Consider the following 16,271-nt stretch of genomic DNA (forward strand, 5'->3'; position numbering starts at 1 on the left):
GAGCATGCGGGCTTTAGCCCCCACTCTCCCCCTCATGCGCCGCCGTACCCTCCTCGCCACCGGCCTTGCCGCCGGACTGCCCGCCCTGCCTGCCCTGGCCCAGGGGGCGCCGCCTGTGGCCGGGCCGCGCCGCGTCCACGCGCTGTCCCTTCTCGGGGAACCGGCGCTGCCGGCGGATTTCACCCATTTCCCCTGGGTGAATCCCGAGGCGCCGAAGGGAGGCGAGGTGGCGCAGACCGCGCTCGGGTCCTTCGACAGCCTGCACCCCTTCATCCTGCGGGGCACCGCGGCCACGGGCCTGGGCCGGCTCTACGACACGCTGCTCGTCGGCGCCTCCGACGAGGCGAACACCGCTTATGGCCATCTTGCCGGCGCTATCGAGCTGCCGGCGGACAACCGCTCCGTGACCTTCGAGCTGCGGGAGGGCGCACGCTGGCATGACGGCCGTCCGATCACCGCCGAGGACGTCGCCTGGACCTTCCGGACCCTGATAGAGAAAGGCCACCCCCGCTACCGCAACTACTACGGCGACGTGGCAGGGGCAGAAGCCGAGGGGGAGCGCCGCGTCACCTTCCGCTTCCGGACTGACGGCAACCGGGAACTCGCGCAGATCCTCGGCCAGTTCCCCATCCTGCCGAAGCACTGGTGGGAGGGACGGGACTTCGCCCAGCCGAGCCTCGAAATCCCGCTCGGCTCCGGCGCCTACCGGCTGGAGCGCTTCGAGGCAGGACGCTCGGTCGTCTTCCGTCGGGTGCCCGACTACTGGGGTCGGGACCTGCCGACCATGCGGGGCACGCGCAACGTGGATGTGGTCCGCTACGAGTACTTCCGTGACGCCACCGTCGCCTTCGAGGCCTTCAAGGCCGGGGGGGTGGACTTCCGCCAGGAGAACATCGCCCGCTCCTGGGCCACGCTCTACGACTTCCCGGCGGTGCAGCGCGGGCAGGTGAAGCGCGACGAGCTGAAGCACGAGCTTCCGGCGGGCATGCAGGGCTTCATCATGAACCTGCGCCGCCCGATCTTCGCCGATGCCCGCACGCGGGAGGCCATGGCGCTGGCCTTCGACTTCGAGTGGATGAACAAGAACCTGTTCTACGACTCCTACGCGCGCACGACCTCCTACTTCGCCAATTCGGACTTCGCCTCCCGCGGGTTGCCGGAGGGGCGCGAACTGGCGATCCTCGAAGGCTTCCGCGACAAGCTGCCCGCGCGCCTCTTCACCGAGCCCTTCCGGGTGCCGGTGACGGACGGCTCCGGCAACAACCGCGAGAACACCCGCCGCGCCCTGGAACTGCTGCGCGAGGCCGGCTGGACCATCCGCGACCGGCGGATGGTCAACGCCGGGGGCCAGCCGCTCACCTTCGAGATCCTGCTCAGCGACGCCACCTTCGAGCGGCTCGCTCTTCCCTATGTCCAGTCCCTCCAGCGCCTGGGCGTGGAGGCGCGGGTCCGCACCATCGACCTCGCGCAGTACCAGGTGCGGGTGGAGAACTTCGACTACGACATGACGCTCGACAGCTTCGGGCAGAGCCTGCACCCCGGCAACGAGCAGCGCGACTACTGGTCCAGCGCGAAGGCCGACCAGCCCGGCAGCCAGAACACCATCGGCATCAAGGACCCGGTGGTGGACGCGCTCGTGGAGCTGGTCGTCGCGGCCCCGGACGGGCCGGAACTGATCGCCCGCACCCGCGCGCTCGACCGCGTGCTGCTCTGGGGGCAGTACGTCGTGCCGCACTATCACAGCCGCGTCTTCCGCATCGCTTGGTGGGACCGCTTCGGCCGGCCGACGCGCAACCCGCGCTACGACATTGGCTTCGAGGCCTGGTGGATCGACCCGGCGCGTGACGCGGCGCTCGCCTCGGCCCGGCGCTCCCCGGCCTGATCGGTGGGCGCCTATCTCCTCCGGCGGCTCGCGCTGCTGGTGCCAACCCTGTTCGGCATCATCCTCATCAATTTCGTGGTGATCCAGTTTGCCCCCGGGGGTCCGGTGGAGCAGTTGCTGGCCGAGCTGCGCTCGGGCGGCGGCGGCACGATGGGCCGGCTGACGGGCGAGGGCAACGTGGAGGGCCGCGCGCCCTCCTCGAACCAGGATTCCGGCAGTTCCGGCTATCGCGGCGCCCGCGGCCTGGACCCTGCCATCGTCAAGGAAATCGAGCGCAGCTTCGGCTTCGACAAGCCGGCGCCGCAGCGCTTCGCGGAGATGATCGGCAACTACCTGCGCTTCGACTTCGGCCAGTCGCTCTTCCGCGGGCGGCCGGTTCTGGACCTCATCCTCGAGCGGCTGCCGGTCTCGATCTCCCTCGGGCTCTGGTCCACGCTCATCATCTACTTCGTCTCCATCCCCCTCGGTATCCGCAAGGCCGTGCGGGACGGCTCGCGCTTCGATGCCTGGACCTCCGGCGTGGTGCTGCTCGGCTACGCCATTCCCGGATTCCTATTCGCCATCCTGCTCGTCGTGCTCTTCGCCGGCGGCTCCTTCGTCCAGTGGTTCCCGCTGCGCGGGCTGACCACCAGCGGCAGCGAGGCCTGGCCCTTCTGGCAGCGGGCGGCGGATTACGCCTGGCACATGGTGCTGCCCACCATCGCCCTGGTGGTGGGCGGCTTCGCCGGGCTGACGATGCTGACGAAGAACGCCTTCCTCGACGAGATTAACAAGCAGTACGTCCTGACCGCCCGCGCCAAGGGGGCGGGGGAGGGGCGGGTGCTCTACGGGCACATCTTCCGCAACGCGATGCTGCTGATCATCGCGGGCTTTCCCGCCGCCTTCATCGGCATCCTCTTCACCGGCGCGCTGCTGGTGGAGATCGTCTTCAGCCTCGACGGGCTGGGCCTGCTGGGCTTCGAATCGGCCATCCGGCGCGACTATCCCGTGATGTTCGCCACCCTCTACATCTTCACCCTGCTCGGCCTCGTCATGCAGATCGTGGGCGACATCAGCTACACGCTGGTGGACCCGCGGATCGACTTCAGCGCCCGCCGTTGACCCTCTCGCCGCTCACCCGACGCCGCCTGTCGAACTTCCGCGCGAACCGCCGGGGGTGGTGGTCGCTCTGGATCTTCGGCACGCTGTTCCTCATCACCCTCTTCGCCGAGCTGATCGCCAACGACCGGCCGATCGTGGCGAAGGTGGAGGGCCACTGGTTCTTCCCCGTCCTCGTCGAGTACGCCGAGAGCGACCTGCTGAGCGACGGCTTCCCCACCGCCGCCGACTGGCACGACCCGGCCCTGACCGAGGAGGTGGAGAAGCGCGGATGGGCCCTCTGGCCGCCGATCCGCTACAGCCACCGCACCGTCGTGCGCGACCTTGGCCGCCCGGCGCCCTCGCCCCCATCCGCTCGCAACCTGCTGGGCACGGACGATCAGGCACGCGACGTGCTGGCCCGCGTCATCCACGGCTTCCGCATCTCGGTCCTGTTCGGCTTCACGCTCACCATCGTCTCATCCGTCATCGGCGTCGTGGCCGGCGCGGTGCAGGGCTATTACGGCGGCTGGGTGGACCTCATCTTCCAGCGGGTGATCGAGATCTGGTCAGGCCTGCCCCAGCTTCTCCTCCTGATCATCCTGGCCAGCGTGATCGAGCCAAGCTTCCTCTCGCTGCTCGGCTTCCTCCTCCTCTTCTCCTGGATGGCGCTAACGGGCGTGGTTCGGGCGGAATTCCTGCGCGGTCGCAACCTCGACTACGTCCGCGCCGCTCGCGCGCTCGGCGTCTCGGATGCCCGGCTTATGGCCCGCCACATCCTGCCCAACGCCATGGTGGCCACGCTGACCATGCTGCCCTTCATCCTCGCCGGTTCCGTGACGGTCCTCGCCAGCCTCGATTTCCTAGGCTTCGGCCTGCCCCCCGGCTCGCCCTCCCTAGGGGAGCTCGTCTCCCAGGCGAAGAACAACCTCCAGGCGCCCTGGCTCGGTATCACGGCCTTCGTGGTGCTCGGCGGCATGCTTACCCTGCTCGCCTTCATCGGCGAGGCCGTGCGGGACGCCTTCGATCCCCGCAAGCAGCCGGGGGGGAGCCGATGAGCGCGCCGCTGCTCGATGTGTGCGACCTCTCCGTCGCCTTCCGCGGCCAGACAGTCGTGCAGGGCGTTTCCTTCGCTCTCAACCCCGGCGAGACCCTCGCCCTGGTCGGCGAGAGCGGCAGCGGAAAGAGCGTGACGGCCCTCTCCTGCCTGCGCCTTCTCGGCCCGGGCGGCACGAACCCGGCGGGGCACATCGCGCTGGATGGGGTGGACGTGCTGAACGCCCCCGCCGCCGAGCTGCAACGCCTACGCGGCGGCGTGGCGGGCATGGTCTTCCAGGAGCCCATGACCTCGCTCAACCCGCTGCACACCGTCGGGCGGCAGGTGGCCGAGGCGGTGACCCTGCATCGGCCTCTCCGCGGAGCGGCGCTGCGGGCGCGGGCAATCGAGCTGCTCCAGCGCGCCGGGCTGGGTGCCGCCGCGGAGCGTCTGGACGCCTATCCCCACCAACTCTCGGGCGGCCAGCGGCAGCGGGTGATGATCGCGATCGCCCTTGCCAACGACCCCCGCCTGCTGATCGCTGACGAGCCGACCACGGCGCTGGACGTCACCATCCAGGCCCAGGTGCTGGAACTGCTGGCCCGGCTGAAGCGGGAACTGGGCATGGCCCTGCTCCTGATCACACACGACCTCGCCATCGTCCGCCGCCATGCCGACCGCGTCGTGGTGATGAAGGACGGGCGTGCCGTGGAGCAGGGCGGGGTCGCCGAGGTCTTCGCCCACCCGGCGCATCCCTACACGCGCATGCTGATTGAGACCCAGCCGCGCGGCCGTGCCCCGGCCCTGCCGGCCGACGCCCCCGAGATCCTGCGGGCGAAGGGCGTGACCGTCCACTTCCCGATTCGCCGCGGCCTGTTCCGCCGCGTGGTCGGCCAGGTGAAGGCCGTGGACGGCGTGGACCTGTCACTCCGCCGCGGCGAGACGCTGGGCATCGTGGGGGAGAGCGGCAGCGGCAAGACCACGCTCGGCCTCGCCCTCCTGCAACTCGAGAGGTCGGAAGGCGAGGTGCGGCTCGATGGCGCGCCCATCCAGCGCCTTTCCCGGGCCGCGCTGCGCCCGCTGCGGAGGCGGATGGGGATCGTCTTTCAGGATCCCTATGGCAGCCTCTCGCCGCGGATGAGCGTGGGCGAGATCGTGGGGGAGGGGCTGGCGGTTCACGAGCCCGGCCTCGCGCGCGCAGAGCGTGAGGCCCGCGTGGCGGATGCACTGAGGGAAGTCGGGCTCGATCCCGCCACTGCCGTCCGCTACCCGCACGAGTTCTCCGGCGGGCAGCGCCAGCGCATCGCCATCGCCCGCGCCCTCGTGCTAGGGCCTGAGTTGGTGGTGCTGGACGAGCCGACCAGCGCCCTCGACGTCTCCGTGCAGGCGCAGGTCGTGGACCTGTTGCGCGACCTGCAGGCCCGGCGCGGCCTAGCCTATCTCTTTATCTCGCACGACCTGCGGGTGGTCCGGGCGCTGGCCCACCGGATCGTCGTGATGAAGGACGGCTGCTTCGTCGAGGAAGGCGAGACCGAGCAGGTGGTCTCCGCGCCCCGGGCGCCCTACACCCGCGCCCTGATGGAGGCCGCCTTCGATCTGCGGGCCGAGCCGGGGGTGGGAACATGAGCGAACTGGAACGCCTGCGCGGGCTGCTGAGCGCGGAGAAGGTGAAGCTGGGCATCAACATCCGGCAGATGAACGCGCCGGGCTCTCCCGTCTATCGCAGCATGGAGAACGTCACGATCCCCGCCATCCTGCTCGTGGTGAGCCTGCTGGCCACGCTCTACATCCACACATGGGTGGGCTTCGCCGTCCTCGCAGCCGGCTCGGCCTGGTGGATCGTGAAGGTGCTGCCGAAGGTGCGGGACGGGGTCTTCGACCGGAGCGCCGCCTTCGCCTTGTCGAGCGAGGCGGCCTTCGACGCCCTCTGGGTCAAGGGCGTCCTCAGCCTCTATGCCAAGCTGCCCGACGGAACGGAGCTGGCGGCGGCGAAGCGGCAGGACTGGCGCGCCTTCGTCCGTGAACTGCCGGAACTCTGAGGCGCAGGAGGGCTTTCGCCCACCGGGCATCAGCCGGCGCGCTTGGCCGGCATGACATTGCTGACGGCCTGCGCCGTGGCGCTCGCCTCCTTCGTCTCATCGGAGGAGGCGGCGGCCTCGCCCATGATCGTGCGCATCTCGCGGAGCAGCGCGGCGCCCTTCACCGTGCGCTGCACGAGCACCGAGCGCCGGTCCTGCGGGTCCGTCTTGCGGCGGGCGAAGTCCAGTTCCCCCAGCCGGTCCAGCGCGCGGGTGATGGCGGGCTTCGAGACATTGAGTGAGGCGGCAAGCCCGCGGACCGTATGGGGTCCCTCGCCAAGATAGACCGTGAGGAATACGCCGAGCTGCCGCGCCGAAAGATCTGGTCCATCCCGACGGACGAGGGCGACGATCGTGTCCCGAAGAATGCCGACGAACTGGTCCGGTGTGCCTTGCACGGGCATCGGGGTATTCCTTCTCAAGGCGTCCCAACCGGGAACGCTCTGTCTCAGATCAACCGCCCAACCCACCTACCTGCGGGGACCGGTCCGGCTCCGCCAGGAGGGGCAGCAGGGTCATCAGGCCAGCATGCAGGGCCCGGAGCCCTGTCGCCTCGCCACCCTCTGGCCGACCGGGCCTCGCGAAATCGTTCCAGGCGTAAACGTCGAGGTGCGCCCAACGTATGCCCGACGGAACAAAGCGGTGAAGAAAAAGTGCCGCGACGATCGCTCCCGCCATTGGTCGGCTGCCAACATTGGCTAGGTCGGCCGCCGAACTCTCCAGCCAGGATGCGTAACCATCGTGTAGAGGCAGGCGCCAGACGCGGTCGTTGCATGACTCGCCCGCCGCGGATAGAGCGCTTGCCACTGCTTCGCTATTCGTGAACAGCGCCGGCAAGTCGGGGCCGAGCGCCACCCGCGCGGCGCCGGTTAGCGTGGCCGCGTTCAGCATCAGCGCCGGCCGCGCCTCCGCGGCGAAGGAGAGCAGGTCGGCCAGGACCAGCCGGCCCTCGGCATCGGTGTTGCCCACCTCCACGGTCAGCCCCGCCCGCGTGCGCAGCACGTCGAGCGGCCGCATGGCGGTGGAGGAAACCGCGTTCTCCACTGCGCCGATCACGACGAGGAGGCGGACGGGCGCGCGCAGGCGCATCAGCGCTTCGGCCAGGCCGAGCATGATGGCGGCCCCGCCCATGTCCTTCTTCATGCGCTTCATGCCGTCGGCGCTCTTGATGTCGAGGCCGCCCGTGTCGAAGCAGACGCCCTTCCCGAGCAACGCCACGAGCGGCGCGTCCGGCGCTCCTTCCCAGCGGATGATCGCGACGCGGGGCGCGCGATGACTGCCGGCACCGACTGCGGAGACGGCGGGGAAGCCACTGACGAGGGCCTCGCCCTCGACCTCCTCGAACTCGGCGCCGCAGCGCTCGGCCAGGCGCCGCACCGCATCCGACAGCTCGGCGGGGCCCAGATCGGCGGCGGGCAGGTTGATGAGTTGCCGCGCGCGGAGAATTGCCTCCGCCAGCACGCGCGCCTCCTCTGCCTCGGGCGGTACCAGCCGGGCCGGCGCCCGCGCCGGAGCCTTGTGCGTGGCGAAGCGATAGGCGCCGAGCATCCAGCCCAGGGTGGCGGCGGCCGGGTCGCAGCCGTCGCCGAGGCGCCAGACGGTGCCTTCCGGCAGGCCGAAGGGCAGGGCGCCGTAGGGCCAGGGGGAACCATCCCCCTTTCCGAGGCCGAGCACCGCCGCCGAGACGCCCGCGCCACCCGGCAGGAGAAGCACCCGTCCCGCTTCTGCCGTGAAGCCGCTCTCGCGCAGGAAGGCCGCGACAGCCGGTTCGAGCCCCGCTAACCACCCGGCCAGCCCATCCTGCGTTACGGCATGGACCGGCCGCGCGACATCGCCCTCCCGGGCAAGCGCCCAGGTCAGGTCAGGGTCGAGAGGTGCTGCAACCTGGGATTGTATATCATCACCCTTCCTCGTCACTTCCGAGGCCAAGTCCTTGATATGCTATGCACCAATCATCGGCACGCGCCAAGCCGTCGGTGGGGCGCTTTCGCCGGGCGGCGACCGATGATAGGGCCGGCCTGATGCGGATCCTGCTCTGGTACTGGGGGCGTCGCGGCGGGGGGGCCCAGTTCACCCTCTGCCTGGCGCGCGGCTTGGCGGGATCCCCGGGAACGGAGCTCGCCCTGTCGCTGGCCGACCGCAACGCGTTGCTTCCCGAGGCGCGATCCCTCGGCGCCTCCCTGGACGCGGTGCCGACCTTCGATGGCGCGGCAGGCGCGGCCCTCGGCCTCGTGCGGCTACCAGTCCTCCGGCGTCGGCTGGTCGCGCAGGCCGTTGCCACGCGGGCCCAGGTGGTGGTCTCCGCCATGAACCATGTCTGGACGCCGCTCGTCGCGGGGGCGCTGCCGCGGGCGGGCATTCCCTTCGTCAGTATCGTGCACGACGCCCTGCCGCATCCCGGAGACCCCGCCCTCGCCTGGGACTGGCGCCTGCGCCAGGAGCTGAACGCCGCCTCGGGGGCGGTCGCCTTTTCCGAGAGCGTCGCGCAGGCGGTGGCGGCCCGCCGCCCCGGCCTGCCGATCCTGCGCCTGCCGCTGGGGGCTCATCTTCCCGTCGGCGACAAGGGGGCGGCGGCGCCCGTGACCGATTTTCTCTTCTTCGGCCGGGTGCGCGCCTACAAGGGGCTGGACCTCCTCCGCGATGCCTTCGCCGCCCTCCGGGCGCGCCATCCCGGCGTCACGCTGCGGGTCGTCGGAGAGGGGGATGTGGAGGGCTGCGCGCCCGGCCTCTCCGCCCTGCCGGGTGTGACGGTCGAGCCGCGCTGGGTGCCGGACAGCGAGCTGCCGTCCCTCCTCGCCACGGCGCGCGCGGTCGTTCTGCCCTATCGCGAGGCCAGCCAGTCTGGTGTCCTGCCGATGGCCCTCGCGATGGGTGTCCCGGTGGTGGCGACGCCGGTGGGCGGCCTGTCGGCGCAGCTTGAGCACGGGATAAGCGGCCTCGTGGCGCGCGACGCCTCCGCCCCCGCCCTGGCCGAGACGATGTCGGCCATCCTGGACCCCGCGCGCCGCCGTGCCCTCTCCGCCGGCGCCCGCTCGGCCGGAGCAGTGCTGACCGATTGGAATGCCCAGGCCCGTACGCTGCTCGCCTGGCTGCGGCGCCTGCCGGAGATGCGCGGATGAGCCTTCTACGATCGGTTTGGTCGCGCCTGCCGCGAGGGGCGCGACGGGAGGCGCTCTTCACCCTCACCGCCGCCCTCGCGCCAAGGATCGCACGCCCGGCCCCGCCCCCCTCCCTGCCGCTGACTGTCGCCGGCTATTTCGGCGCGACGACCGGCCTCGGCGCCGCGACGCGCCGTCTGGCGGCAGGGCTGCGCGACCAGGGCTTCGAGGTGGGGGAAGCGGACCTGACGGGACCGCTGCGCCAGGGCCCGGCCGGGCCGCCGCCTGTTGTGCCGGCCGGGCCGGGAACGCTGCTGGTCCATGTGAACGGCCCGATGCTGCCCTGGGCGCTGCTCTCCCTCGGGCGGCGGGCGGTAGCGGGGAAGCGGGTCATCGGTGTGTGGAACTGGGAACTGCCGCAGGTCCCCCGGGACTGGGACCGGGGTTTCGCCGCCTGCCACGCCATCTGGGTCGGCACGGAATTCGTCGCGGCAGCCTGCCGCCGCCGGCATGGCCCGCCAGTCCGGGTCGTGCCCTATCCGCTTCCTCGGCCGGCGCCCTCCGCGCTGGGCCGACAGGATTTCGGCCTGCCGGAAGAGGCCTTCGTCACGCTCGTGGTCTTCGACGCCACGTCGTCCCTCGCCCGCAAAAACCCTCTGGGCGCGATCGAGGCCCACGCACGGGCCTTCGGTGACGCACAAGATCACGTTTTGGTGATAAAGACGCATGGTACGGACAAGGCTGGCAGCGGCTGGGCAAGGGTCGCGGAGGCCGCGGCGGCGCGCCTGAATGTGCGAGTCATCGATGCGGCCCTATCGCGGAACGACCTTTGGGCATTGATGGCCACAAGTGACACGCTGCTCTCTCTGCACCGCGCAGAGGGGTTCGGCTTTGCGATCGCCGAGATGATGGAACTCGGCCGCCCGGTGGTCGCGACCGGATGGTCCGGGAATACTGACTTCATGACGGGGCCCGGCTGCCACCCCGTGGGCTGGCATCTCGTCCCTGCGCGGGATCCGCAGGAAACCTACGACATGCCGGAAACCTGCTGGGCCGAACCCGACGTCGACGAAGCCGCCGCCGCCTTGCGCCGCATCGCGGCCGATCCGGCTCTTCGCCGCCCTCCGCCGATACGCCTTCCCCCACCCGACTACCGGCAGGCGCTGGAACTGACGGGTTATTGAAATTAACGTTGGAGAAAGGGTGGTCTAGCAAGCACGGGGCAGGGCCGCTAAAGGCACCCGGCTTGATCACCAGCGAAACTGGATAACATGCCGCGCGCGCTCATCACCGGTGTGACCGGACAGGACGGGGCCTACCTGTCGCAACTCCTGCTCGAGAAGGGCTACGAGGTCTTTGGGCTGCTCCGCCGCTCCTCGTCCGGTGACGTGATCGACGAGCGCCTCCGCTGGCTCGGCATTGCCGGGCAGGTGCGGATGATGGACGGCAACCTGATCGACCTCTCCTCCCTCCTGCGGATCCTGCAGGAGGTGAAGCCGGACGAGGTGTACAACCTCGGCGCCCAGTCCTTCGTGAAGACCTCCTGGAACCAGCCGCTGCTCACCGGGCAGGTCACCGCCCTCGGCGCCGGCAACATCCTGGAGGCGGTTCGCCTCGCCACTCCCGGCGCGCGCTTCTACCAGGCCTCCTCCTCCGAGATGTACGGCCTCATCCAGGAGCCGATCCAGAGCGAGAAGACGCCCTTCTACCCGCGCTCGCCCTATGCCGTGGCGAAGCTCTACGGCCACTGGATGACCGTGAACTACCGCGAGAGCTTCGGCCTTCACGCCTCCTCGGGCATCCTCTTCAACCACGAGAGCCCGCTGCGCGGCATCGAGTTCGTCACCCGCAAGGTCACGGACGCGGCGGCCCGCATCAAGCTCGGCCTGGCGAAGGAGCTGCCCATGGGCAACCTCGACGCCAAGCGCGACTGGGGGCATGCGCGGGACTACGTGAAGGCCATGTGGCTGATGCTGCAGCAGGATGTGCCCGACGACTATGTCGTGGCCACCGGCCGCACCGTCACCGTGCGCGACATGTGCCGCATCGCCTTCGCCCATGTCGGCCTGGACTACGAAGCCTTCGTGAAGGTGGATCCGGCCTTCATGCGCCCCGCCGAGGTGGACGTGCTGCTCGGCGATTCGTCCAAGGCGCGCGCCAAGCTTGGCTGGACGCCGGAGACGAGCCTCGAGGACATGATCAAGGAGATGGTCGAGGCCGACCTCGCCCGTCACCGCGCTCGGCAGCGCTGAGCGCCCATGTCTGGGCGCCCGGGGCGTCCCGCCCGCATCCTGCTGACCGGTGCCGGCGGCTTCGTCGGCCAGCACCTGCTCGTCTCGCTGCGGCAGGCCTTCCCGGAGGCCGTGCTCGTTGGGGCGAGGCGCCGCGCGAGCGAGGGCCCCGCGGCGGGTGCGGACGAGACGGTCATCCTCGATGTCGATGAGGCGCCGGCGCTGGCCGACACCGTGGCGGCCGTGCGGCCGGACGCCGTGCTCCACCTCGCGGCCTATGCCGATGTGGGCGCCTCCTTCCGCAACCCGCTGGCGGTCTGGCGCACCAACGTCCTCGGCACCGTGGCACTGGGAGAGGCGGTGCTCCAGGCGGCACCCCGCGCATCCTTCCTGATGGCCTCCTCGGGCGAGGTTTATGGCCTTGCCTTCCAGTCGGGCCAACCCGTCGGCGAGGACACGCCGCTGGCCCCGGCCAACCCCTATGCCGCAAGCAAGGCGGCGGCGGACCTGGCCATGGGCGAGATGGCGCTGCGGGGCCTTCGCGTCGTGCGCCTGCGCGCCTTCACCCATACGGGAGCAGGCCAGGCGGACGGTTTCGCAGTGGCGGCCTTTGCCCACCAGATCGCGCGGATCGAGGCCGGGCAGCAGCCGCCTGTCCTGCGGACCGGCGCGCTCGACCGCTGGCGCGACTTCCTGGATGTGCGGGACGTCTGCTCCGCCTACGTGGCCGCGCTCGCGAAGATCGAATCCCTGCCCTCGGGCGTCGCCCTCAACATCTGCTCGGGCAAGCCGCGCCGGATCGGCGATATCCTGGATACCCTGCTCCGCCTTTCCGGGGTGGAGGCGAGCGTGGAGCAGGATGCGGCACGGCTCCGGCCGACCGATGTCGAGAGCGTGCAGGGCGATCCCACCCTGGCGCGCCAGACGCTGGGCTGGTCCCCCACCATCCCCTGGGAGGAGACCCTGGAGACCGTGCTGGCGGATTGGCGCAGCCGCGTCGCGGCCGGCGAGTAGAAACCGACCCCACGACGCGGCTTCAGCTCGATCGGCGCTCCTGCCGGCGGGGGAGTCGTCAGGGGGCCGCCTCCGGCTCCAGGCCGAGATACCCCGCCAGCACCTCGGCCGAGCGGCGCCAGGGAACGGGGCGGAAGTCGTCGCGGATGGCGGCCTCGCGCTCCGCGATCAGCGCGTCGTCGGTGCAGGCGCGGCGGATCGTCTCCGTGGCACCGGTGATGTTCTCGGGATCGACATAGAGGCAGAAGGGCCCGCCCGCCTCCGGCAGGGAGGTGCGGTCGGACGCGATGCAGAGCTTCCCGAAGGAGAGGCTCTCGGTGACCGGCAGGCCCCATCCCTCGTAGAGCGAGGGGAAAAGGGTGAAGCGGCAGCCCTGGTAGAGCGCCACCAGCTCCGCGTCCGTCGGGTCGGGCACCACGACGATCTTGCCGTCGAGATGGCCGCAATTCTCGATCTGCTGCATCAGGTCCTCGACCAGCCAGCCGATCCGCCCGGCGAAGACGAGCTGTGGCACGGCCTCGGGCGGCATCTCCTCCACCATGCGACGCCAGGCGCGGAAGGCGAGGAGGTGGTTCTTCCGCGCCTCGATCGTGGAGACCACCAGGGCATAGCCGCCCGGTTGCAGGCCCATCGGCAGGACGGTCGCGGCAGCGACGGGCGGGCCGCTGAAGCCGCTTCCAATGGGCAGGGTGCGCACCGGCAGGTTCAGCCGCACCCTCTCGCGCTCGGACCATCGCTCGACATCGCGGGCGGTGGCCTCGGAAATGGCGAAGAGATGGTCAACCTTCGGAGCGAAACCGGAGAACCAGCGGCTGAAGACCCGCACCAGCCCCGCGTCACACCACTCCGGCCGAAGCAGTGGTATGAGGTCGTAGACGAGCAGGGCCGTGCGCATGGAGCAGCCCGCCGTCGTCCGGGAGAGGAAGCCGCCGTAATCATTGTGGAACCAGGGGGAGCCGAGCACGCCGAGCACGTCGCCCGGCCGGGCGATCTCGCGGATGTCCTGTCCCTGCGACACGCCGCCCTCGCCGCGGCCGGAAGTGGCGCCACTGAAGAGCGACGGCGCCGCGCGCAGCGATCGGGCGCCGTGCCGCAGCGCTGCTCTCTGCGCGGCCAGGGCAGCCCGTTGGGCAGCCACGGCCTGCATCAGCGGATCGCGCACCGCGAGTGGCAGGCGCCCGGCGAGCTGGCGCGTGAAGCTCGCCGGTTGCGCCGCCCCGCGTGGCCGCGGCGAAGCCGGCTCCTTCCTCCCCGTATCCGACGAGGCCTCCAGCATGCCCGCGAAGAGCTGCCTTACCACTTCCCAGGGAACGGTCCGGAGAGCATCCCCCACCGGGTCGTGCCGGCAGAACCGCACCCCCTCGCCGAGGTGGTCCCGCAGCCCCGCATAGAGCTCGAAGGAGAGCCGCTGGATGCCGCTCGGGCGCGGGTTCCGGAGTGCGTAGTGGAAGAGGTCCTCCACATCGAGCCAAAGGATCATCGCGGCGGGGCTTCCATCCGAAACACGGGTAGGGCAGTGCGGCGCGGCCGGCAAGGAGAGGCCATCCTCAGGGTCGCCCCGCCGGCCGCGATCCCGCCAGGAGAGCCGCCCTGCCAGAACTCCCGCGTTTGCTGATCATCGGCGGCGGCGGCCACGCGAAGGTGGTCATCGAGGCGTTGCGGGCCGCGGGCTTCCCGCCGCCGCTCGGCATCCTCGATCCGCGTCCGCCGGCGCCGCTCGTCCTCGGCGTCCCCGTACTGGGCGGCAACGAGCTGCTGGAACGGCTGCGGGCGCAAGGGGCTTCGGAGGCGGTGGTAGCGCTGGGCAGCAACCCGCTGCGGCAGGAAATGGGCGACCGCCTCGCCGCCCTCGGCTTCCGCCTGCCGCCGGTAATCCATCCCGCCGCGCAACTCTCGCCGAGCGCGCGGGTGGCGGAAGGGACGGTGGTGATGGCCCGCGCCTGCATCGGCCCCGATGCCGAGATCGGGCGCCTGGCGATCGTCAACACCGCGGCGATCGTGGAGCACGACAACCGGCTCGGCCAGGCTGCGCATGCGGCGCCCGGCAGCGCGCTCGCAGGAGGCGTGTTGGTGGGAGATAGAGCGCTGGTGGGGGTGGGCTCGGCGGTGCGGCCCGGCATCGTGATCGGCGCCGACGCGGTGGTGGGCGCCGGCTCGGCCGTCGTGCGGGACGTGCCGCCCGGCGCCAGGGTGGGCGGCGTTCCGGCGGTCCTGCTCGGGCCGGGGAGGGGCTGACGCTGCCCCTCAGTGCTGCGCGAGCATCGCGTCGATCACGGGTTCCACGGGTCCATCCGCCACGATGCGTCCGGCATCGAGATGGATGGCGCGGGTGCACCAGCGGCGGACGACGTTCATGTCGTGGGTGGCGATCACGAGGATGTCCGCACCGGAAACAAGATTCGCGAGCCTTGCCTCGGCCTTCTCCATGAACCCGGCATCGCCCGCCATGAACCACTCGTCCATCAGCAGGATCTGGGGCTGCATGGCGGTGGCGATGGCGAAGGCGAGCCGGATGGACATGCCGGCCGAGTAGCCCTTGATCGGCACGTCCATGAACTCGCCGAGGCCCGCGAACTCGGCCACCTCCGCCTCCAGTTCCGCCTGCGCCGCGGCGTCGAGGTTCCGGTAGAGCGCGCGCAAGCGCACGTTCTCGCGGCCGGTGCTGTCATGGTCCATGCCGGCGGCGGGGTCGATCAGGGACCCAACTGAGCCGTCGATCGCCAGGCGGCCCCCAACGGGCTCGTAGATGCCGGCGAGCGCGCGGAGGAGGGTCGTCTTGCCCGCCCCGTTGCGGCCGATCAGCGCCACCCGCTCCCCCGAGGCGATCTGGAAGTCGAGGTCGCGCAGGGCGCTGACGACGACGCGGTTCGATTCGTCCGTGCGCACACGGGCGGCGGCCCGCGCCAGCAGCCGCTTCTTCAGGCTGCGCGCGCCGAGGTGATAGAGCGGGAACTCGACCCGCAGGCCGCTGGCTTCGATCCGGACCATGGCGATCAGACCCAGAAGGCCAAGCGGCCGCGGAAGCGGACGAAGAAGGCGAGGGCAAGGCCCCCGAGCACCACGGAGTAGAGAAGGGCCGCCGCCCAGACCGCCAGCCCGCCGCCGTGGCCCTCCACCAGCGGGGCCCGCAACGTCTCCAGCACCGCGTAGAAGGGATTCAGCGGCAGCCACACGGCCATGTCCTTCAGCAGCTCCGGCTTCCAGAGGATGGGCGTGAGGAAGAAGGCGAGCTGCATGACATTGGCGACGATCGGCCCGATGTCGCGGAAGCGCGCGCAGATCATGCCGAGCAGCATGGAGGCGAAGAAGGCATTCGCCAGCAGCAGCAGGAGGCCGGGCAGCGCCAGGAAGCCCTCCGGCCCCGGCAGGTGCCCGAAGGCGAGGAAGACGATCGGGATCAGCGGCAGGCTATGCGCCGCGGTCAGCCCGTTGCGGAAGACGCTCCGCAGGGCATGCACCGTGAAGGGTACGCGAAGCTGGCGGATCACGCCCTCCGCGGTCGTCATGGTCGTGCAGGCATCGTTCACCATGCCCGCGATGACGTTCCAGACGACAAGGCTGACGGTCAGGTGCGGCAGGTACTCGCCGAGGCTGAGCCCGAGCAGGCGGGAATAGAGGAGCCCGAGCCCCACCAGCATGAGCAGGGTGGAGAGGGTCATCCAGAAGGGCCCGATCACGGAGCCGCGGTAGCGGTTCCGCAGGTCGAGGCGGGCCAGCGCCCAGGCGAGGCGCCAGGAGGCGAAGCCCTCCCGCAGGTCCGCGAGTGCCATCTCACCCCGGCGCGGCGAGGCCGCGTCGAAGAGGAAGGTTTCCGGACGGGTAAGAGGACCTGCAAGCATGGGGCGCGCCTATACA

The 16,271-nt window shown here is 70.6% G+C and carries 15 protein-coding genes; 10 read left to right on the top strand and 5 right to left on the bottom strand.

What is annotated here, in order from left to right; genetic code table 11:
- Positions 1-4: 4 nt before the first annotated feature.
- Genes BO39_RS11395 through BO39_RS11415 form a run of 5 tightly spaced genes read left to right on the top strand, consistent with a single transcriptional unit; the run spans position 5 to position 6,034 of the window.
- A complete protein-coding gene (locus tag BO39_RS11395; RefSeq protein ID WP_245615112.1) occupies positions 5-1,882 on the top strand; it encodes an extracellular solute-binding protein in 1,878 nt (625 codons plus the stop codon).
- Positions 1,883-1,885: 3 nt separating this feature from the next.
- A complete protein-coding gene (locus BO39_RS11400; RefSeq protein WP_043833142.1) occupies positions 1,886-2,983 on the top strand; it encodes a microcin C ABC transporter permease YejB in 1,098 nt (365 codons plus the stop codon).
- Entirely contained in the window at positions 2,980-4,017 is a 1,038-nt protein-coding gene (locus tag BO39_RS11405; protein WP_043833143.1) for an ABC transporter permease, read from the top strand. The genes BO39_RS11400 and BO39_RS11405 overlap by 4 nt, the downstream gene beginning before the upstream one ends.
- Positions 4,014-5,621: an ABC transporter ATP-binding protein gene (locus tag BO39_RS11410; RefSeq protein ID WP_043833144.1), complete on the top strand. Its 1,608-nt coding sequence runs from the start codon at positions 4,014-4,016 to the stop codon at positions 5,619-5,621. Before BO39_RS11405 ends, BO39_RS11410 begins: the two co-directional genes overlap by 4 nt.
- Entirely contained in the window at positions 5,618-6,034 is a 417-nt protein-coding gene (locus BO39_RS11415) for a hypothetical protein (RefSeq protein ID WP_043833145.1), read from the top strand. Before BO39_RS11410 ends, BO39_RS11415 begins: the two co-directional genes overlap by 4 nt.
- Positions 6,035-6,063: 29 nt before the next feature.
- Here BO39_RS11415 and BO39_RS11420 read toward each other — a convergent pair whose 3' ends face one another.
- Positions 6,064-6,477 (bottom strand): MarR family transcriptional regulator, encoded by a 414-nt coding sequence (locus BO39_RS11420; protein ID WP_043833146.1) that lies wholly within the window; start codon positions 6,475-6,477, stop codon positions 6,064-6,066.
- A gap of 49 nt (positions 6,478-6,526) precedes the next feature.
- Positions 6,527-7,990, bottom strand: coding sequence for a leucyl aminopeptidase family protein (locus tag BO39_RS11425; protein ID WP_245615113.1), 1,464 nt, complete (start codon positions 7,988-7,990; stop codon positions 6,527-6,529).
- A 104-nt stretch (positions 7,991-8,094) separates the two neighbouring features.
- On the opposite strand from BO39_RS11425, the gene BO39_RS11430 reads away from it, so the two are divergent.
- From BO39_RS11430 to BO39_RS11445, 4 genes are all read left to right on the top strand, one after another.
- Positions 8,095-9,192 carry a glycosyltransferase family 4 protein gene (locus BO39_RS11430; protein WP_245615114.1) on the top strand — a complete coding sequence of 366 codons (1,098 nt, stop codon included), beginning with the start codon at positions 8,095-8,097 and terminating at the stop codon, positions 9,190-9,192.
- Positions 9,189-10,355 (top strand): glycosyltransferase, encoded by a 1,167-nt coding sequence (locus BO39_RS11435; RefSeq protein WP_043833147.1) that lies wholly within the window; start codon positions 9,189-9,191, stop codon positions 10,353-10,355. The genes BO39_RS11430 and BO39_RS11435 overlap by 4 nt, the downstream gene beginning before the upstream one ends.
- 87 nt (positions 10,356-10,442) lie before the next feature.
- Positions 10,443-11,423: a GDP-mannose 4,6-dehydratase gene (gmd, locus tag BO39_RS11440; RefSeq protein WP_043833148.1), complete on the top strand. Its 981-nt coding sequence runs from the start codon at positions 10,443-10,445 to the stop codon at positions 11,421-11,423.
- A 6-nt stretch (positions 11,424-11,429) separates the two neighbouring features.
- A complete protein-coding gene (locus BO39_RS11445) occupies positions 11,430-12,416 on the top strand; it encodes an NAD-dependent epimerase/dehydratase family protein (RefSeq protein WP_043833149.1) in 987 nt (328 codons plus the stop codon).
- Positions 12,417-12,474: 58 nt separating this feature from the next.
- Here the strand turns inward: BO39_RS11445 and BO39_RS11450 are convergent, their stop codons facing one another.
- Entirely contained in the window at positions 12,475-13,896 is a 1,422-nt protein-coding gene (locus tag BO39_RS11450; RefSeq protein ID WP_043833150.1) for a glycosyltransferase family 4 protein, read from the bottom strand.
- Between the two features lie 128 nt (positions 13,897-14,024).
- On the opposite strand from BO39_RS11450, the gene BO39_RS11455 reads away from it, so the two are divergent.
- Positions 14,025-14,651: an acetyltransferase gene (locus BO39_RS11455; protein ID WP_211257434.1), complete on the top strand. Its 627-nt coding sequence runs from the start codon at positions 14,025-14,027 to the stop codon at positions 14,649-14,651.
- Positions 14,652-14,660: 9 nt separating this feature from the next.
- Here BO39_RS11455 and BO39_RS11460 read toward each other — a convergent pair whose 3' ends face one another.
- Complete coding sequence (locus tag BO39_RS11460) at positions 14,661-15,404, bottom strand: ABC transporter ATP-binding protein (protein ID WP_043833153.1); 744 nt, start codon at positions 15,402-15,404, stop codon at positions 14,661-14,663.
- Between the two features lie 5 nt (positions 15,405-15,409).
- On the bottom strand, positions 15,410-16,255 hold the full coding sequence (locus tag BO39_RS11465; protein WP_043833155.1) for an ABC transporter permease: 846 nt from the start codon (positions 16,253-16,255) through the stop codon (positions 15,410-15,412).
- Positions 16,256-16,271 lie beyond the last annotated feature (16 nt).

Origin of the sequence: Roseomonas aerilata DSM 19363, assembly GCF_000711725.1 — a bacterium.
Taxonomy (GTDB): Bacteria; Pseudomonadota; Alphaproteobacteria; order Acetobacterales; family Acetobacteraceae; genus Roseomonas; species Roseomonas aerilata.